Source organism: Halococcus salsus, from assembly GCF_009900715.1.
Taxonomy (GTDB): Archaea; Halobacteriota; Halobacteria; order Halobacteriales; family Halococcaceae; genus Halococcus; species Halococcus salsus.
The window spans coordinates 850,318-865,937 of sequence record NZ_JAAAJC010000001.1 but is presented as its reverse complement, the minus strand read 5'-3'; the positions used below and the strand labels follow the sequence as shown (position 1 = coordinate 865,937).

Annotated in this window: 23 protein-coding genes; 15 read left to right on the top strand and 8 right to left on the bottom strand. The window is 66.7% G+C overall.

Annotated elements, in window-relative coordinates:
* Window positions 1-17 precede the first annotated feature (17 nt).
* Window positions 18-350: an SMR family transporter gene (locus tag GT355_RS04595; RefSeq protein WP_160133532.1), complete on the top strand. Its 333-nt coding sequence runs from the start codon at window positions 18-20 to the stop codon at window positions 348-350.
* A 100-nt stretch (window positions 351-450) separates the two neighbouring features.
* On the opposite strand, the gene cydB is transcribed toward GT355_RS04595, so the two are convergent.
* From cydB to GT355_RS04580, 3 genes are all read right to left on the bottom strand, one after another.
* A complete protein-coding gene (cydB, locus tag GT355_RS04590; protein WP_160133531.1) occupies window positions 451-1,455 on the bottom strand; it encodes a cytochrome d ubiquinol oxidase subunit II in 1,005 nt (334 codons plus the stop codon).
* On the bottom strand, window positions 1,448-2,845 hold the full coding sequence (locus tag GT355_RS04585; RefSeq protein ID WP_160133530.1) for a cytochrome ubiquinol oxidase subunit I: 1,398 nt from the start codon (window positions 2,843-2,845) through the stop codon (window positions 1,448-1,450). Before GT355_RS04585 ends, cydB begins: the two co-directional genes overlap by 8 nt.
* 143 nt (window positions 2,846-2,988) lie before the next feature.
* Complete coding sequence (locus tag GT355_RS04580) at window positions 2,989-3,444, bottom strand: universal stress protein (RefSeq protein ID WP_160133529.1); 456 nt, start codon at window positions 3,442-3,444, stop codon at window positions 2,989-2,991.
* A 217-nt stretch (window positions 3,445-3,661) separates the two neighbouring features.
* Between GT355_RS04580 and GT355_RS17955 the strand changes: the two genes are divergently transcribed.
* From GT355_RS17955 to GT355_RS04560, 5 genes are all read left to right on the top strand, one after another.
* Window positions 3,662-3,832: a DUF7560 family zinc ribbon protein gene (locus GT355_RS17955; RefSeq protein ID WP_192927958.1), complete on the top strand. Its 171-nt coding sequence runs from the start codon at window positions 3,662-3,664 to the stop codon at window positions 3,830-3,832.
* A gap of 152 nt (window positions 3,833-3,984) precedes the next feature.
* The gene (locus GT355_RS04575; protein WP_160133528.1) at window positions 3,985-4,446 is read left to right on the top strand and encodes a pyridoxamine 5'-phosphate oxidase family protein; all 462 of its coding nucleotides are present in this window, start codon (window positions 3,985-3,987) and stop codon (window positions 4,444-4,446) included.
* Between the two features lie 63 nt (window positions 4,447-4,509).
* Entirely contained in the window at window positions 4,510-5,145 is a 636-nt protein-coding gene (locus tag GT355_RS04570) for a helix-turn-helix domain-containing protein (protein ID WP_160133527.1), read from the top strand.
* A gap of 86 nt (window positions 5,146-5,231) precedes the next feature.
* The gene (locus GT355_RS04565; RefSeq protein WP_160133526.1) at window positions 5,232-5,651 is read left to right on the top strand and encodes a helix-turn-helix domain-containing protein; all 420 of its coding nucleotides are present in this window, start codon (window positions 5,232-5,234) and stop codon (window positions 5,649-5,651) included.
* A gap of 42 nt (window positions 5,652-5,693) precedes the next feature.
* Entirely contained in the window at window positions 5,694-6,140 is a 447-nt protein-coding gene (locus tag GT355_RS04560) for a pyridoxamine 5'-phosphate oxidase family protein (RefSeq protein ID WP_192927957.1), read from the top strand.
* A 54-nt stretch (window positions 6,141-6,194) separates the two neighbouring features.
* Here GT355_RS04560 and GT355_RS04555 read toward each other — a convergent pair whose 3' ends face one another.
* On the bottom strand, window positions 6,195-6,590 hold the full coding sequence (locus tag GT355_RS04555; protein ID WP_120070542.1) for a universal stress protein: 396 nt from the start codon (window positions 6,588-6,590) through the stop codon (window positions 6,195-6,197).
* Between the two features lie 122 nt (window positions 6,591-6,712).
* On the opposite strand from GT355_RS04555, the gene GT355_RS04550 reads away from it, so the two are divergent.
* Window positions 6,713-7,282: a diadenylate cyclase gene (locus GT355_RS04550; RefSeq protein ID WP_160133525.1), complete on the top strand. Its 570-nt coding sequence runs from the start codon at window positions 6,713-6,715 to the stop codon at window positions 7,280-7,282.
* A gap of 36 nt (window positions 7,283-7,318) precedes the next feature.
* Here GT355_RS04550 and GT355_RS04545 read toward each other — a convergent pair whose 3' ends face one another.
* Window positions 7,319-7,762: a pyridoxamine 5'-phosphate oxidase family protein gene (locus GT355_RS04545; protein ID WP_160133524.1), complete on the bottom strand. Its 444-nt coding sequence runs from the start codon at window positions 7,760-7,762 to the stop codon at window positions 7,319-7,321.
* Between the two features lie 134 nt (window positions 7,763-7,896).
* On the opposite strand from GT355_RS04545, the gene GT355_RS04540 reads away from it, so the two are divergent.
* The 3 genes from GT355_RS04540 to GT355_RS04530 all read left to right on the top strand — a co-directional run bounded on the left by GT355_RS04540 (window position 7,897) and on the right by GT355_RS04530 (window position 10,716).
* Window positions 7,897-9,369: a phytoene desaturase family protein gene (locus tag GT355_RS04540; protein WP_160133523.1), complete on the top strand. Its 1,473-nt coding sequence runs from the start codon at window positions 7,897-7,899 to the stop codon at window positions 9,367-9,369.
* 70 nt (window positions 9,370-9,439) lie between these two features.
* Window positions 9,440-10,072 (top strand): metal-dependent hydrolase, encoded by a 633-nt coding sequence (locus GT355_RS04535; protein WP_160133522.1) that lies wholly within the window; start codon window positions 9,440-9,442, stop codon window positions 10,070-10,072.
* A 71-nt stretch (window positions 10,073-10,143) separates the two neighbouring features.
* Window positions 10,144-10,716, top strand: coding sequence for a DUF2238 domain-containing protein (locus tag GT355_RS04530; protein WP_160133521.1), 573 nt, complete (start codon window positions 10,144-10,146; stop codon window positions 10,714-10,716).
* Window positions 10,717-10,783: 67 nt separating this feature from the next.
* Here GT355_RS04530 and GT355_RS04525 read toward each other — a convergent pair whose 3' ends face one another.
* Complete coding sequence (locus tag GT355_RS04525; RefSeq protein ID WP_160133520.1) at window positions 10,784-11,212, bottom strand: universal stress protein; 429 nt, start codon at window positions 11,210-11,212, stop codon at window positions 10,784-10,786.
* 151 nt (window positions 11,213-11,363) lie between these two features.
* On the opposite strand from GT355_RS04525, the gene GT355_RS04520 reads away from it, so the two are divergent.
* Window positions 11,364-11,810: a universal stress protein gene (locus tag GT355_RS04520; protein WP_120070526.1), complete on the top strand. Its 447-nt coding sequence runs from the start codon at window positions 11,364-11,366 to the stop codon at window positions 11,808-11,810.
* A gap of 146 nt (window positions 11,811-11,956) precedes the next feature.
* On the top strand, window positions 11,957-12,838 hold the full coding sequence (locus GT355_RS04515; RefSeq protein WP_240145712.1) for a universal stress protein: 882 nt from the start codon (window positions 11,957-11,959) through the stop codon (window positions 12,836-12,838).
* A gap of 29 nt (window positions 12,839-12,867) precedes the next feature.
* Here GT355_RS04515 and GT355_RS04510 read toward each other — a convergent pair whose 3' ends face one another.
* Window positions 12,868-13,071 carry a hypothetical protein gene (locus tag GT355_RS04510; RefSeq protein WP_160133519.1) on the bottom strand — a complete coding sequence of 68 codons (204 nt, stop codon included), beginning with the start codon at window positions 13,069-13,071 and terminating at the stop codon, window positions 12,868-12,870.
* Between the two features lie 254 nt (window positions 13,072-13,325).
* Here GT355_RS04510 and GT355_RS04505 point away from each other — a divergent pair, with 254 nt between their 5' ends.
* Window positions 13,326-13,745 carry a DUF8097 family protein gene (locus tag GT355_RS04505; protein ID WP_160133518.1) on the top strand — a complete coding sequence of 140 codons (420 nt, stop codon included), beginning with the start codon at window positions 13,326-13,328 and terminating at the stop codon, window positions 13,743-13,745.
* Window positions 13,746-13,763: 18 nt separating this feature from the next.
* Here GT355_RS04505 and GT355_RS04500 read toward each other — a convergent pair whose 3' ends face one another.
* Entirely contained in the window at window positions 13,764-13,955 is a 192-nt protein-coding gene (locus GT355_RS04500) for a multidrug transporter (RefSeq protein WP_160133517.1), read from the bottom strand.
* An 85-nt stretch (window positions 13,956-14,040) separates the two neighbouring features.
* On the opposite strand from GT355_RS04500, the gene GT355_RS04495 reads away from it, so the two are divergent.
* Both GT355_RS04495 and GT355_RS04490 read left to right on the top strand, forming a co-directional pair.
* The gene (locus GT355_RS04495) at window positions 14,041-14,292 is read left to right on the top strand and encodes a hypothetical protein (RefSeq protein ID WP_160133516.1); all 252 of its coding nucleotides are present in this window, start codon (window positions 14,041-14,043) and stop codon (window positions 14,290-14,292) included.
* 165 nt (window positions 14,293-14,457) lie between these two features.
* On the top strand, window positions 14,458-15,594 hold the full coding sequence (locus GT355_RS04490) for an acyltransferase (RefSeq protein ID WP_160133515.1): 1,137 nt from the start codon (window positions 14,458-14,460) through the stop codon (window positions 15,592-15,594).
* The last annotated feature ends 26 nt before the right edge of the window (window positions 15,595-15,620 follow it).

The window sequence follows — 15,620 nt, the reverse complement described above, 5'->3', positions numbered from 1 at the left end:
TCTGGGCAGATCCGACGATGAACCCCTATCCCCTCCTCGGGCTAGCGATCGTCATCGAGGTCGTCGCGACGACGGCGCTCCAGTATTCGGCGGGGTTCACGAACCCGGTTCCGACCACGGTCGTCGTCGTTGGCTATCTCGCGTCGTTCTACCTCCTGAGTCTGATCCTGAGCCAGCTCCCGATCGGGCTCGTCTACGCGACGTGGTCGGCGGGCGCGATCGTGCTCATCGCGGCCATCGGCACCGTGTTCCTCGGACAGCGGATCGACCCCGCCGGCGTCGTCGGTATCGGCCTCATCGTCGCGGGCGTCTACCTGCTCAACGTGGTCTCCGACGTCTCCGTTCACTAGCGCCGTGCCGCCGGGTCCCGTCGAGGACCCGTAGAAAAGAAAGCAAAAGGAGCCGTCGTCGGCCCCGTTTTCGTTCGGCCGGTGAACCGTCCCTCGTCGGTCAGTAGGTCTCCTCGGGCTCTATCGGGCCGCTGAAGACCGAGTACAGCACCGCGAAGTAGGCGAGGATGATGGGGAGCAGGACACCCGCCATGATCGTCATCAGGTTGAGCGAGAGGAGCGGGACGACCGCCGCCCCGACGGTCAGGTCGGCCGCGGGGTCGATCGTCGGATAGAGGAGGGTCGCGACGAGCGCGACCAGACCGAACGCCAGCCCGCCCGACGCACAGAACGCCGCCAGGTCGGCCTCCCGTCGATGGGCGACGACCACGCCCGCGACGAGGAGGACCGTGAGCACCACGAGTGCGAGCGGGAGCGGGGCGAGCAGGGCATCGCGGAGGCGCGGCGTCATCACGAGGAGCCAGCCCAGCGTGACCACGACCAACACCAGATACGCGACGGCGGCGCGCGTTCCGTACCGGCGCATCTCCGTCGGGAGCGCCCCGCGGGTTTTGAGCACGAGGAAACCGCTGCCCTCGACGATGGTGAGGGCGACGACGGCGAGCCCGACCACGATGCCGGGGATCGTCACCAACCGTGTCGAGCCGAGGAGCCAGTTCGCGGCGAACATCCCGAGCGTGAACGGCGCGGCGACGCTACCGACGACGAACGCCCAGCCCCACGCCCGTCGCCACTCGCGGTCCTCGCGCTGCTCGTAGAACTCGGGGGCCAACCCACGAAGCCCCAGCGCGAACAGCAGCGCGAACAGCAGGAGGTAGTTGCGGCTGAACAGGTTGGCGTAGACCGCCGGGAACGCCGCGAACATCGCCCCGCCGAACACCACCAGCCAGACCTCGTTGCCGTCCCAGAACGGGCCGACCGCGGCGAGCAACTGGTGGCGGTCCTCCTCGTCGTTCCGGGTGGCGAACAGCGCGCCGATACCGAAATCGAACCCGTCGAGGAACAGGAACATCGCGAGGAAGAAGAAGAGGACGACGAACCAGACCGCTTCGAGCGGGAGGCCGAACAGCGGGGCCGAATCGAGCGAGAGCACCGACTCAATCATCCGTCGACACCCCCTGGTCGCCCGGATGCCGGTCGGGACCGTCCTGGATCGCCGGTGGGCCACGGCGAACGAGTCGGACGAGAACGTAGACGACGAGGACGAGCAGGCCGAAGTAGCCGACGACGAACCCCGCGAAGGTGAGGAGGGCGTCGGAACCCGAGAGACCTGGCGAGACCGCCTCGGAGGTCCGCATCACGCCCTGGATGATCCACGGTTGGCGACCGATCTCGGCCACCATCCAGCCGAACTCCACCGCGATGAACCCGAGCACCGAGGAGGCCATCAGCGCCTTGTGGAGCAGCCGGTCCTCGAAGAGCTCGCCGGTCCGCCAGCGGTAGCCACCCCAGAACGCGAGCACGATGAACCAGAAACCGAGCGCGACCATGATCCGGAACGACCAGAAGACGACCGCGATCGGCGGCGTACCGACGTTCGCGAACTCGCTGAGCCCGGTGATCGGGGCGTTCGGGTTCCCGCCGCTCGCCAGCCAGCTCGCCATGCCGGGGATCCCGATCCCCACGAGTTCCTTGGCCCGCGGGTCGAAGATCTGGCTGAGCGTGGTCGGGAACGCGATGATGTACTCCGGGACGTAGCGGGCGGTCTCCCAGACCGCCTCCATCGCGGCGAACTTCTCGGGCTGGGTGTTCGCGATGTGGCGCGCGTAGGCGTCGCCGTGGATGACTTGGAAGGGGGCCGAGACCACCATCACCGCGAGCGCGGACTTCAACGAGCGCTCCCAGAACGCCGTCGCCCGACCCGACCAGACGTAGTACGCCGATATCCCCGCGATCAACAGCGCCACCGAGAGCACCGCCGAGTTCTGCATGTGGACGAACTCCCAGAAGAACCGGGGGTTCGCGTACGCGGCGATCGGGTCGGTGAGCGTGATGACCGTCTCGCCGTTTCGCGTGACCAGCTGGTACCCCCGTGGGTGCTGCATCCAGGAGTTGACGATGAGGATCCACGTCGCCGAGAGCCACGACCCGAGCCCAGTCAGGAAGGCCGACGCGAAGTAGGTGCGGTCGGAGACCCGGTCGCGGCCGAACAGGAACACCCCGAGGAAGACGGCTTCGAGAAAGAACGCCATCATCCCCTCGGTGGCGAGCGGGCCCGCGATGACGGCCCCGGCGGCCCGCGAGAATTCCGACCAGTTGGTGCCGAACTCGAACTCGAGGACGATCCCGGTCACGGTCCCGGTCACGAAACTGATCGCGAATATCCGGGCCCAGAACCGACGAAGCTGTTCGTAGACCGGCTCGTGGGTCCGTATCTCCTTCCACGTGAAGTAGACCAGAAACGGCGCGAGTCCCATGCTCAGCACGGGAAACACGATGTGGACGATGATCGTCAGCGCGAACTGGGCCCGACTCAGGACGACGGGATCAACCATACGCTCTCGTCCGATCGGGACGGGATTGAGTTTCGAACCCCAGCATCGGGGGTCCTTTATCCGTGTGCCGGCGAACGGCCGTGTTCGGGCCGACGACGGACCCTTCGCGTGCCGCTTTGGCCTCTGAAAGACGGCCTCGCGCCTCAGCGCTCGCTTCCGGTCTCGGTTTTCATCACGAGCGCCGGTCGTGCCGTCAACCTGAGCACCCGGTCGGTGACGCTACCGAGGAGCGCCCGGTACTCGGCCGAGCGGCGTTTCGTGCCGAGGATCATCAGATCCACGTCCTGTTCGTCGCCGTAGTCGAGGATCGTCTCGACCGGGTCGCCGTACCTGAGCACCTCGACGACGTCGACGCCGCGGTCGGTCGCGGTGGCGTGGATCCCGTCGAGCGTCTCCTCCCCGTGTTCGGCGAGCCCGTGCTCCGGTCCCTCCGCCTCGTCGACGTACTCGTCGCCGCTGTAGGCCGTGTAGACGCTCTCGTCGACGACGTAGAGCGCGTGGAGGTCCGCGTCGTGGGTCGCCGCGAGGTCGATGGCGTGGGCTTCGGCGTTCTCGGACGCGGTCGTTCCGTCGGTCGCCAGTAAGATCCGGTCGTACATTCACCCGCGGTTCCCGCCCACCGACCAAGAGACCCGCGTCGATTACCACCGTCTGGGATCCGTCGTTCCGTGACGTCCAGTGGGCCGATCCCTCCACCGATTCCGCCCGCACACGTCGTGGATCCGTTCTCATCCGTTCGAAGCGAGGACCAGCACTTATTATGTGGACAAACGATACCGAAGACGATGACGAACAGCTGTCGCAGCCGGCACCACGATGAGTGACGTCGTCGCGGACGGTTATCGCTTCGCCTGTCCAGCGTGTGGTGAGTCCCTGGAGGTGAACGACTCGATGAAACGGGCGCTCGTCGAGCAGGGCTGTGTCGTCTGTGGGGCGTCCGTGACCGCCGCCGCGTTCACGGAACTGTCGGCAACCGACCGCCCGTAACCGGTCGTCGGGTTCGTCTTTCTCCGTTTCGTCGTCGAGGTACCGTGGAGCGGCGTTTCGGTGTGTCACTGTCCGGTTTCGGAGGACGGGACTCGTCGGTCGGGATATGAGCAACGCTTAATGCGGATCTCCGACAACGGCTCGACGAGAGGATGGCCCTGGATCAACAGACCGCGTTGTCGGACGCGAAGACGGACACGATTCTCGGCCGCCACGAGACCGGCGTGTTGTCGCTCGCCCGCGAGGACGAGCCCTACGCCATCCCGATCTCCTACGGCTACGACGCGGACCAGCGCCGTTTCTACCTCCGACTGGTCTCGACGCCCGAGAGCGAAAAGCGGCGGTTCCTGGCGTCGGCCCCTCGGGCGCGGATCGTCGTCTACGAGGAGGACGCCGACGTGTATCGCAGCGTCGTCGCGGTCGGGACCCTCCAGACGGTCCCGAAGGACGAGCTCACCGTCGAACACATCGAGCAGTACGGCGAGGCGAAACGGCCGCTGTTCGAGATCTGGGGCGACGCGAAACCCGACCTCGACATCGGACTGTATCGACTCACCCCGGACTCGGTGAGCGGCCGCGTGATCGAGGTCGACCGGGAGCATGAGCCGTCCTAACGACGACGAGACGAGGGTCGCGCCGTGCGCTCGGTCGAATCCGACCGAACGCCGCTCGTAGCCATGTCGGAGGGGATCCGAGCCACGATCGAGTTCGCGAGACCGGGGGGCTGCCCGCTCGCCGACCTCTCGGCGAGCGAGGAGGCCACGATCGACTCGGTCAGGGTGAGCGTCTGTCCCGCCGACTGTGAGGCCTGTGTCACCGAGTTCTCGATGGACACGGCGTGTGAACCCGAAACCGACATCTCACGGATCTTCTCGCACGGCTCCACGCACCGATACCGGTTCACCCACGGCGGCGGGACGAGCTGTCCGTGTGAGTGTCTCGGCCGGTTCGGCTGCCCGGTCGACCGATACGTCGCCCGGGACGGAACAGTAACGATCGCCTTCTACGCCGCCGACTACGACCAGCTCCGGAACGTCGTCGGAGCGCTCCGCGAGCGCTTCCCGGAGATGGACATCGAGCGGTTGATCCGGTCGCCGGCCGGCGAGCATCCCCAGGACGGGGTCTTCGTCGAACGAGGCAAGCTCACCCCTCGGCAGCTCGAAGTCCTCGAGACCGCCTACGAGATGGGCTACTTCGAACGGCCGCGACGCGCGAACGCGACGGAGGTCGCCGCGGCGCTCGACATCAACCCGTCGACCTTCGGCGAGCACCTGGCGGCGGCCGAGACCAAGATCCTCGAGGACGTCCTCTGAGCCGTCGTCGAGTCGCGCCACCGCATATAAACGTCCCCGAGTATTGGGGTCCTACGCTATTCCCCGTCGGTAGCGTCGGTGTAGCTATGAGCCAGTCAGGGACGGCGGCTGCGTTCGTCGACCGAGCCGACCCGTCGACCGACGCGACGACCGTCGTCAGCACCGAGGACACCATCCAGAGCCTGCTCAACGCGGTTCACACCCCCGACTGTCGGGCGATCCTCGCGGCGACGGACGACGACGCCCTGTCCGCGAGCGAGATCGCCGAGCGATGTGACCTCCCGCCGTCGAGCGTCTACCGGAAGCTCGGGCTCCTCACCGAGACGGGGCTGCTTGAGGAACGGACCCGGGTTCGGTCCTCCGGCCACCACACCAGCGAGTACGTTCGGGTCGGCGGGGACCTCGTCGTCTCGATCGCGCGCGACGGTGCGATCGAGCTGACCGTCCGACACCGACGTCCCGAACGTCGGTCGTCGATCGCCACCGAAACCGGACCGTCCCGGTGATGGAGTTTCACCGGACACCGTCGTAGAGAGGAAGGGAGAGATATGGCAAATACCAACACTCAGCGGATGGACGCGGACGAACGGGCGGCGTTCCTCGGGACCGGCGGGACCGGCGTGCTGTCGGTCTCGACGGACGAGCCGGCACCGTACTCGAGACCGGTCTCGTACGGCTACGACGCGACCGACGGGGTCTTCTACTTCCGATTGGCGCTCGGCTCGGACCGCGAGCGATCCGACCTCGCCGGTCGCACCGTCTCGTTCGTCACGTACGACCACACCGACGCGGGTTGGTGCAGCGCCATCGCGACGGGACCGTTAGAGGAGACCACCGAGGAATCGATCGCCATCGAGACGCTTCAGGGGCTCGAACGAACCCACATCCCGCTCGTCGACATCTTCGGCACACCCCCGAAGGAGGTCTCGTTCGGCTTCTATCGGCTCGTCCCGACGGATCTCACGACCCGCACGGAAGGCAGAACCGAGGTTTGAGGTCGTATCGGTCGACGTCCGGGTTCGACCGGTCATCCCGAAACGAGTGACGAACTACGGAATTATCGTCACGGGGATCTCGGCCGCACGGACGACCGTCTCGGCCGCGCTCCCGAGGATAGCCCGCCCGATCCGACCCTCCCCGTAGTGACCCATCACGATGTGGTCGCACTCCTCCTCGGCGGCGATCCGGAGGATGTCCCGACCGATCCGGTCGGACGCCCTCGGTCGGTGCAGGGTCAAGTTCATGACCACTTCTGGGTCCTCCTCGATCCCCTCCTCGTCCAGCACCGCCCGCGCCTTGTCGAGGAGCTCCTCGGTGTGGCTCCCACGCACGTCGGTGATGTGAACGGCGTGGAGCTCGCCGCCGAACGCACGCACCATCCCCGCGGCGAACCGGAGGGCTTCGCGGCTCCGCTCGGAGCTATCGACCGGGGCGAGTATCTTCATGGTCGAGCGACGGCGCGCCGTCCTATAAACGACTAGTCCGGTTCTCGTCGCCGTAGACCCCATCCGTCGACGCGGCTGCCGCCCCGAGAACGTATTTGTCCGTCCCGAGCGAAGGTCGGTGGATGACCGACCCCCACCCGCTCGCCATCGACTACGGACACCATCCGCCGGTCCGGGAGCTCCTCGACGTCGTGCGCTACTGTCTGGAGGACCTAAGTCTCGGGTTCGACCGCTGGGACGAACCCGCCGCTCACGGACCGGGCGCGTATTTCGCGGTCGTCTCGGGCCGCTCGCTTCGCGACTATGCCGACGCGATGGGCGAGAACGTCTGGCCGACCGAGGAGTGCTGGCGCGTCCACGGGGCGGATCCGAGTTTCTACGAGACGGTGCGGGACGTCTCGCGGTCGCGCGACGGGGCGGTCGTCGTCGGCGTCGACAACGTCATCCAGCGCCAGATGGTTCGGTTCAGGGATCCGTCGGGGGCCGATGCCGCCGGGCCCGACGAACGGACCGGGGTCGAGTACGCGGAGTGGATGGGGTCGCGCCACATGAGCGCGCTCGAAACCTCGGCTCGGGACGAGGTGGTCGCGACCGTCACCCTGAGCGCCGAGGACGGGCGTGTGACCGTCTTCCGGGACGGCACGTTCGACGCGCGAACGCGCGACGAGCTGGCGTCGGAGTGGCGCGGCTGACCGGTCCGAACCGACCGGCGAGGGGGAGCGGCTCGGTTACGACCGGACTTCCTTCCGACCGGTCACGCGCTCGGCGTCGAGACGGAACGCCCGGAACGTCACGTCGTCCGGGGGCTCCTCGAAGATGTCGATCAACGGGATGTCGACGCCCCAGCGCTCCTGGAGGGCGTCGGCCTCGTAGGGGAGCTCCGTGAGGTCGTCGAGTTCGCCGGTCGCGACGACGCTGCGCCACCCGTCGTCCGTGTGGTCGTGGACGACGAACGAGACGGGTCGGTCGAGGTACCGTTCCTTCGAGCTGTCCTCCGGGACCGCGAGCCGGTAGTGGAAGTGGCCGGTGTCCCCGAGGTAGCCGTACGAGACCGGCAGCGAGAACGGCGGTTCGTCGCGTCCGGCCGAAAACGAGAGGACGCCGGTGCCGCCGTCCCCGAGGAACTCGCCTAGTTCTTCCTCCGACAGCTGCAACCAGCGGAGTCCGCTCATGGGGGCCAGAACGGGTCTGTAACTATTAAAACCGCGGGGTGTCGACGACCACTCCGACCGGACACTATGATTGGTGCCCTGTCACGACGTAGGTACGGACACAGCTAAGCAGAAGCCGGCCCAAGAGCGACGGGATGAACGATACGTCGGTCGTGGTCGTCGGCGGGGGCGTCGGTGGGCTCTCGGCCGCGTGTTACCTCGTGGACGGCGGTGCCGACGTCACACTCCTCGAAAAGAACGACCAGGTCGGTGGGCTGGCGAGCTCGCTCACGGTGGACGGCTTTCGTTTCGATACGGGACCGACGTGGTACATGATGCCCGAGGTTTTCGGGCGATTTTTCAGACACTTCGAGCGCTCGCCGGCCGACTACTACTCCTTGGAGCGGCTCGATCCCAGCTATCGCGTCTGCTACAAGGATGGCGACCACATCGACGTGACGACCGACCTGACAGCGATGCGAGCCCGCTTCGAGGAGCGCGAGGAGGGTGCCGGCGAGGCACTCGCGGCGTACCTCGCTACCGCCAGGCGAACGTACGATATTTCGATGGAACGGTTCGTCTACACCGACCGCCCGCGACTCCGGGACTGGGTCGGGCGCGACGTGTTGGAGACGGGGACGGTCGGGTTGGAGCTCTTGGGTAGCCTCGACCGCTACGTGGCGTCGTTCTTCGACGACGAGAAGCTCCGTCAGCTCGTTCAGTACGCCGCCGTCTTCCTCGGCGGGGCACCGTCCTCGACACCGCGGCTCTATCACATGATGAGTCACATCGACATCACGCAGGGGGTGTACTACCCCGAAGGCGGGATGGAGGGTGTCGTCGCGGGCCTCGCAGCCCTCGCTCGGGAGCTCGGAGTGACGATCCGGACCGGCGTCGAGGTGACAGAGATCACCCGTGGCCGTGACGAGTTCTTCGTCATCGCCGAGAACCGGGTTTGGCGACCGGACGTCGTCGTGAGCGATGTGGACTACGCCCACACGGAACTCAACCTCCTCCCGAAGCACGAGCGGCAGTACGACCGCTCGTACTGGACGAAACGAGCCTACGGACCGTCGGCGCTGGTTCTGCTGCTGGGACTCAACCGAACCGTCGAGGACCTCCCGCACCACACCGTCGTGATGCCCATCGACTGGACCGACCACTTCACCGATATCTACGAGCGCCAGCAGTGGCCGAACGACCCCGTCTACTACGTCTGTAACGCCTCGGCGACCGACCCGACGGTCGCACCAAGGGGTGGGGCTGCGGTGATGCTCTCGATGGCCGTCCCTGCCGGCGGAGAGGACGACCCAGCGTTGCGGGAACGGTATCGAGACCGTCTTCTGGAAGACCTCGTCGACACGGCCGGTGTCGACCTCAGGGACGATATCGTGTTCGAACGGACCCTCTCCATCTCGGACTTCGTGGACCGCTACAACGTCCGGAACGGAACCCTCGGACTCGCACAGACGCTTCGACAGACCGGTCCGTTCCGCCCCGGCCACCGCTCGACTGCCATCGACGGGCTCTACTATACGGGATCGGCGACGAACCCGGGTGTCGGCGTCCCGATCTGTCTGATCGGCGGGGAACACACCGCGGCCTGTGTCCGTGCGGATCTCCCGTAGCGAATCGACCCAGGGACGGGCCGCGACCCACCGACGGACTCAAACGGCTGTATCCCCTGTTTATTCCTCGATGATGCTCCCAACGCACGCGCTAGTCGGTCTGGCGCTTGCGACACCCGTCGCCCTCGTGGTCCCCGAACTCGCCCCCGCTGCGTTACTGGGTGGGCTAATCGGCGGTATCCTTCCAGACCTCGACCTCTACGTCGGGCATCGACGGACGCTTCACTACCCCGAGTACTTCTCGATGGCGGCCATCGGAGCGGTCGTACTCGGGGTGGCCGCCCCGACGGAACCCACGGTCGCCACGGCCTGCCTCCTGCTCGCCGCAGCCGTCCACAGCGTCATGGACGTCTTCGGCGGGGGACTGGAGCTGCGCCCGTGGGAGGCGACCTCCGAGCGCGCCGTCTACGACCACCGTCGTGGCGAGTGGCTGGCTCCCCGTCGGTGGGTGCGGTACGACGGGGCACCCGAGGACCTCCTCCTCTCGGTCGTGGTCGCCGCTCCGCTCCTGGTCGCGCTCGACGGCGTGTTCCGATGGACGGTCGTCTCGGCACTGGTCGTCGCGGCCGCCTACACCGTCGTCCGCCGCCTCCTCCCGTCGGTCGCGACCTGGCTCGTGGATCACTCGCTCGTCCAGGCGCTTCCGGACCGACTGCTGGCGCACGTTCCCGCACGCTACTCGGGCGGACACGGGCTCCCGTAGCGACCCCGTTCGAAGGGCTCGGCTCCCGACCAGTATCTTGATTTTCCGAGGCGACGTAGCCCTCGAAAGGTATGCTGCGCTCCGTGAAACGAGCGGCCGAACGCGGGCTCCAAGCCGGTATCCTCACCGTCTTCGTCGTCGGGCTTCGTCGACGGAGTCCGGGTGCGGTCGTCAACGCCGTCTGTGCGCTCTTCGTCACCGCCCTTCCACGCCGTCTCGAACGTCGGTACGACCTCGAACTTCGGGCTTGGCAGCGCCTCTACGTGGACACCGGGATGCTGACCCATGCAATCGGGATGCTCGGCCCGTACGACGACGTCTGGTGGTGGGACAACATCACACACACGTGCTCCGCGACGCTTCTCGGCGGGGTGGTCTTCGCGGCCGCTCGTCGGCGGGACCGCGACCCCCGCCCGCGGGTCGTCGCGGTCGTGGTCTGCCTCGGGGTCCTCTGGGAAGTCTTCGAGTACGTCATCCACGCGGTCGCCAAACGGTTGGGGGTCGAACCGATCCTCGTCTCCTACGGGAGCGCCGACGTGGCCGCCGACCTCACGTTCGACCTCCTCGGCGCGCTCCTCGTGCTCGCTTTCGGCGACCGCCTCCTCGGCAACCTCGTGGCGACGGACGAACACGACGGGCGGTGAACCGAGAGATCACGCCCGTCGACCACCGAACCGCTCGTGTCCGTGATGGACGGTCCGACCGGTGGTTTCAGGCGGAGGCGAGCTGGCGGACGGTGAGGACCGGGACGGGACACGAGTCGACGACCGCTTCCGCGACGCTGCCGAGGAGGAACCGATACTCGCCGTGTCGTCCCCGGGTTCCCATGGCGACCACGTCGGCGTCGCTCTCGTCGGCGTAGGTGCAGATCTCATCCGCGGGACGCCCCACGCGGACCTCGGTGACGACCTCGCGGCCCGCCCGCTCGCGGACCGCCGCGAGGGAGTCATCACCACGGTCCGTGAGCGCTTCTCGGGCCTCCTCGCGTTGGTCCACCGATTCCTCGGCGATGTCGTCCTCGTCGACGACGTAGAGGGCGTGTACCGTGGCCTCGAATCGGTCCGCGAGGTCGAGCGCCACCGACACCGCCCGTTCGACGCTCGCGGAGCCGTCCGTCGCGACGACGACCGTCTCGATCATGGGTCGGGATCGGGGATCGAGCCATAAAGCTCTATACGATCCGTCGGTCGCCGGTCGTTGGTCGGCTCACGACCCGGGCTCGGACCGGCGTCGTCGATCGAGCCCGAGGTCGCTCGATGAATTTTTACTGTCCCCCCGTTCAGGGTCGTCCATGGGTGAGCCCATCGTCGTCGAAACCGTCCTCGCGCCGGTCGACGGGAGCGAGGACTCGGAGCGGGCCGCCGAGTACGCGCTCGCCATCGCCGAGCGCTACGAGGCCCGTGTTCACGTTCTGTACGTCCTCAACGAGATACTGGGACAGCGCGTCGCGTTGGACGGCGCGGAGGCCGATGCGGCCGTCGAGCGGAGCGAATCGTTCATGGCGACGATCGAGGCGCGCGCCGAGGACGTTCCGGTCTCCCACTCGACGGCCTTCGGGTTCTCGCCGACGATGAAGAGCCTCCACCCCGGGAAGGCGGTCCTCGACGCCGCCGACGACGCCGAGATCGACTTCATCGTGCTGCCGCGGGTGTCCGTCAGCGGCACCCCCGAGACCTCGCTCGAGAAAGCGGCCGGCTTCGTCGTCGACTACGCGACACAGCCCGTGCTCTCCGTCTGAACGGCTCTCGGGGAACGATACTCCGACGGGAGGCGATTCCTCCTCGGTGGGAATCGGCGTTCCAGCTATGCCGTCCGCCACGCTATCTACACGTGAGGGCACGACACGACCACGACGACCATGACGTGAGGAGTCGCGTTCCCCTCATGGATCCCACCATGTACGATACACTTCTCGTCCCGACCGACGGAAGCGATGCCGCCGAGGCGGCGGCCGAATCGGCGCTCGTGCTCGCCCGCCAGTTCGACGCCTCGATCCACACCATCCACGTTCTCAAGCGCGGCGACCTCCCGGCGGACGTCGAGTCCGAGGCTGCGGCCGAACTGACCGACGCGGCCGAAGCCACGCTGTCGACGGTCGCCGACCTGGCCGCCGATAGCGGCGTCGCCGTGACGACGCAGGTTCTCGAAACGACGGCCCCGGTCCACGACGCGATCGTCGATTACGCCATCGATAACACGATCGATGGGATCGTGATGGGGACGCACGGCCGCACCGGCATCGGTCGCTTTATCGTCGGGAGCGTCACCGAGCGGACGCTCCGTGTCTCGCCGATACCCGTTCTCACCGTTCACGAGAACACGTCCCTCGACCGGGAGATCGAGACCATCCTCCTCCCCACCGACGGGAGCCCCACGGCGGAGATCGCCGCGGACCGCGCGGTCGCGCTCGCCGCGGCGACCGGCGCGGCGCTGCACGTCGTTCACGTGGTCGACCTCACCGTGGCCTGGGGCGAGGGGAGTCCGCTCGTCATCGACGCGCTACGGGAGGAGGGTCGACAGGCGGTCGACGACGCCGTCGCTCGGGCCAACGACGCCGGTGTCCGGCCGGTCGAAGCGTCCGTCCTCAACGGAACCCCGGTGCGGGCGCTCCTCGACTACGCCGACGACCACGCCATCGACCTCGTCGTGATGGGCACCCACGGTCGGACCGGACTCAACAGGTACCTGCTCGGAAGCGTCACCGAACGCGTCGTTCGTCTCGGGGACGGTCCGGTACTGGCCATCTCGATGCCGGACGACCAGTAGTCAGGGGCGGGAGCGAAGCCACCTCGGGTTCACTCGGGGATATCGGCGTAGAACCGTGTCAGCCCACACTCGGGGCAGAGCAACGCGGTGAGCGGTGTCCGCGACCCGACGCCGAGCCGTTTGAGGATGCCGTCCTCGCGCTCGGTTTCGACGTAGATATCGCCCACGCCTTCGGCGGTCGCGGTCGTCGTTTCCATCTCGACGTCGCAGTCCGGGCAACGATGATCGGACACGCCAGCCCATCGGCCGGCCCGTATATGAGTTCGTGGTCGTAACGGACACGGCCAGGGATTCATCAGCTACCTCGAAGCAGTGTTCCATAGACCACTCGTGTGAACGGACTCCGTTCGCGACGGTGGCGACAGTCAACGGACCGCCAGCAACGGTTCGACCGTGACGGCCGCCGACGTCCCGGTCGGTCCACCGAACCCGTGAACGGCTAACAACGACCACTGGGTTACATGGGGTCTCACTTTCTACCGGGGGCATGGTCCGCCGACGAATCAAGGCCATCTTTGAGCTCGCTCTCGGTGTGTTCGTGCTGCGGTTCGTACTTCGGACGCGGAAGTCCCTCGCCGAGTACGCCGACGAAGTTGACGAGGACGGACCCGTGCCGTTGTCGCCGAACGGGATCGCTATCGGCGCGGTGATGTCGCTGGTCACGACGTGGCTCTCCGACCTGGACGTGCTCGCAGTTCGCACGAATCGACGCCGCCGAATCCTGTTCGAACTCGTCAGAAGCGGACAGGGTGGGGTGTTCGCTCGGTTCACGTCGGCCCCGGAATCGTTCGAGGTGAGTTACGGCCTCGGAAGCGTGTGTGGGCTCGTCGTCTATCGGCTGTGGTTCGGGCTTCTCCACCCGCTACCCGGTTCCGAGTCCGGAGCGCGCGAGCCTGCTACCGAGTGAGGATATCCCCACAATCGTTTAGCGACGGAACCGCCGATAGGCCAGCACACCAGCGGCCACGACCGCCGCACCCCCGATCACGGCCGGGACGAACTGGCCGGAGCCCCACTCCCAGCCGAGGAGCTGCGAGCCGAGTACGGCGACGAGACAGACCGCGAGTCCGACTGCGGTGCCAACCGTCGACCGATCGCGCTCGAACAACGACGCCATAGGAGCCTCTACACACTCCGGTGTCATAAATCCCGAAATTCGCCCCAGGAGAAAACTTATAATTCCATAGGTGGAAGGCGTGGATATGGCATACCGTTCGACCGGCGGGCGGGTGGTGCCGGAAACGACCTGGTTCACGCTCAGCGACGTCACCCTAAGAGCGGTGCTGGCGGTCACGTTGGCGACGGTCGCGGCGTCGCTGTTTCTCGCGTCGTCCGGGATGCACGAGCTCTCCGTGACGCCGGTGGCGCTCATGGGCGCGGTGGTCGTGCTCGGCTACGCGCTCGTCACGCTCTTTCAGCGCTTCGAGGTCGAGGGGCTCCCCCTCATCGAGTAGGTCGGCGAGCTATCGCCGAGAGACGGTTTTCTGGGGATCTGATCGTCAGCGGATGCGGTGGGACGCCCGTTCGAGGATCGACCCGCGACCCCAATGCCGAACGCAGGGGAACGACGTCGGCGCTAAAAGGAAGACTCATACGAACCCGTCCGCGAACCTCGGCGGATGGGCAAGCGCATCGCCAGCATCGATTGTCTGCGTGCAGTCGCCGTGTTCTTCGTCGTGCTCGCCCACGTTCGGCCCTTCGTCGGGTACGGAGCCGACGGGAACTACCTCTACGTCGTTCTCGATACGATCGGGCAGTTCGACGTGCCGTTCTTCTTCGTCACGGCCGGCTACTTCTTCGCGCCGAAGCTCGAACCCGGCAAGGTCGGGTCGTACGTGAAGCACTCGTTCCGAAAACTGGGCTCGCTCTACGGGTTCGGGATACTGACCTATCTCTCGGCGGTAGTGTTCTCGATCGGCGTCGCAGCGCTCTCCGGCCGCCGGCTGGCGGCACCGCTCGTCAACCGTCTGGTGGAGGGCCTCTCACCGCTCGGGGTGCTCTACTACGGCGACGCGGTCGCCCCGCCGTTCTGGTTCCTGACCGCGCTGTTCTTCTCGATCTGTGCGATATCGCTGTTCGTCGTCGCTGAGAAGGTTCGATATCTCCTCCCGGTCGCCGCGGGCGTCCACCTCGTCGGACTGGTCGTCCAGAACTATCCGGCGCTCGTCTCGGTCTCGTTTCCGACCCGTGATGCGCTCTTCTTCGGGTTCTTCTACACCGCGCTGGGCTTTCAGCTGCGGACGATCGACTGGAGCCCGAATCGGGACCGGAGCCGGCTCTATCTCGGCGCGTTCGGTCTGGCGGTGGTTGCACAGCTGCTCGAACAGTACTTCGTCAACTTCCTCAGCCGCGGCGTCACGATACCCGAGGCGACGTACACGACGGAGTACACCGTCGCGACCGTGTTTCTCGTGCTCTCCCTCTTCGGCTACGCGCTCTCGAACCCAGACTGGGGTCGCGGCACCGTCCTCGAAAAGCTGGGCCCGTACGCGGTGGGGGTCTATCTGGTCCACTTCCCGGTGTTTCGGGCGCTCGTGGTCCTCAGGCGACTCCTCCAGGTCGAGACCGGGATCGACCTCTCGGCGACGCTCGCTTGGCAGCTCCTCGTGACGCCGGTCGTGTACGTCCTCGCGCTGGGTATCTACGTTCTCGCGGCGAGGGTCGGCCTCGTCGAGGTCGGCGGGAGCCACCTCCCGCGCCTCTCACGTATCCGCGACCGAGTGAGGCGGAGCGACGTGAGCATCCCACGACTGTAGCCTTGACCAGAGAGCCGCCAAAAAAC

Coding starts and splice junctions, on each gene's coding strand:
- cydB (WP_160133531.1), bottom strand. CDS start 1,455: ATGATTGAGTCGGTGCTCTCGCTCGATTCGGCCCCGCTGTTCGGCCTC.
- GT355_RS04520 (WP_120070526.1), top strand. CDS start 11,364: ATGGGTGAGCCCATCGTCGTCGAAACCGTCCTCGCGCCGGTCGACGGG.
- GT355_RS04575 (WP_160133528.1), top strand. CDS start 3,985: ATGGCCCTGGATCAACAGACCGCGTTGTCGGACGCGAAGACGGACACG.
- GT355_RS04570 (WP_160133527.1), top strand. CDS start 4,510: ATGTCGGAGGGGATCCGAGCCACGATCGAGTTCGCGAGACCGGGGGGC.
- GT355_RS04515 (WP_240145712.1), top strand. CDS start 11,957: ATGGATCCCACCATGTACGATACACTTCTCGTCCCGACCGACGGAAGC.
- GT355_RS04505 (WP_160133518.1), top strand. CDS start 13,326: ATGGTCCGCCGACGAATCAAGGCCATCTTTGAGCTCGCTCTCGGTGTG.
- GT355_RS04545 (WP_160133524.1), bottom strand. CDS start 7,762: ATGAGCGGACTCCGCTGGTTGCAGCTGTCGGAGGAAGAACTAGGCGAG.
- GT355_RS17955 (WP_192927958.1), top strand. CDS start 3,662: ATGAGTGACGTCGTCGCGGACGGTTATCGCTTCGCCTGTCCAGCGTGT.
- GT355_RS04585 (WP_160133530.1), bottom strand. CDS start 2,845: ATGGTTGATCCCGTCGTCCTGAGTCGGGCCCAGTTCGCGCTGACGATC.
- GT355_RS04580 (WP_160133529.1), bottom strand. CDS start 3,444: ATGTACGACCGGATCTTACTGGCGACCGACGGAACGACCGCGTCCGAG.
- GT355_RS04550 (WP_160133525.1), top strand. CDS start 6,713: ATGACCGACCCCCACCCGCTCGCCATCGACTACGGACACCATCCGCCG.
- GT355_RS04595 (WP_160133532.1), top strand. CDS start 18: ATGAACCCCTATCCCCTCCTCGGGCTAGCGATCGTCATCGAGGTCGTC.
- GT355_RS04560 (WP_192927957.1), top strand. CDS start 5,694: ATGGCAAATACCAACACTCAGCGGATGGACGCGGACGAACGGGCGGCG.
- GT355_RS04535 (WP_160133522.1), top strand. CDS start 9,440: ATGATGCTCCCAACGCACGCGCTAGTCGGTCTGGCGCTTGCGACACCC.
- GT355_RS04500 (WP_160133517.1), bottom strand. CDS start 13,955: ATGGCGTCGTTGTTCGAGCGCGATCGGTCGACGGTTGGCACCGCAGTC.
- GT355_RS04490 (WP_160133515.1), top strand. CDS start 14,458: ATGGGCAAGCGCATCGCCAGCATCGATTGTCTGCGTGCAGTCGCCGTG.
- GT355_RS04525 (WP_160133520.1), bottom strand. CDS start 11,212: ATGATCGAGACGGTCGTCGTCGCGACGGACGGCTCCGCGAGCGTCGAA.
- GT355_RS04565 (WP_160133526.1), top strand. CDS start 5,232: ATGAGCCAGTCAGGGACGGCGGCTGCGTTCGTCGACCGAGCCGACCCG.
- GT355_RS04495 (WP_160133516.1), top strand. CDS start 14,041: ATGGCATACCGTTCGACCGGCGGGCGGGTGGTGCCGGAAACGACCTGG.
- GT355_RS04540 (WP_160133523.1), top strand. CDS start 7,897: ATGAACGATACGTCGGTCGTGGTCGTCGGCGGGGGCGTCGGTGGGCTC.
- GT355_RS04555 (WP_120070542.1), bottom strand. CDS start 6,590: ATGAAGATACTCGCCCCGGTCGATAGCTCCGAGCGGAGCCGCGAAGCC.
- GT355_RS04530 (WP_160133521.1), top strand. CDS start 10,144: ATGCTGCGCTCCGTGAAACGAGCGGCCGAACGCGGGCTCCAAGCCGGT.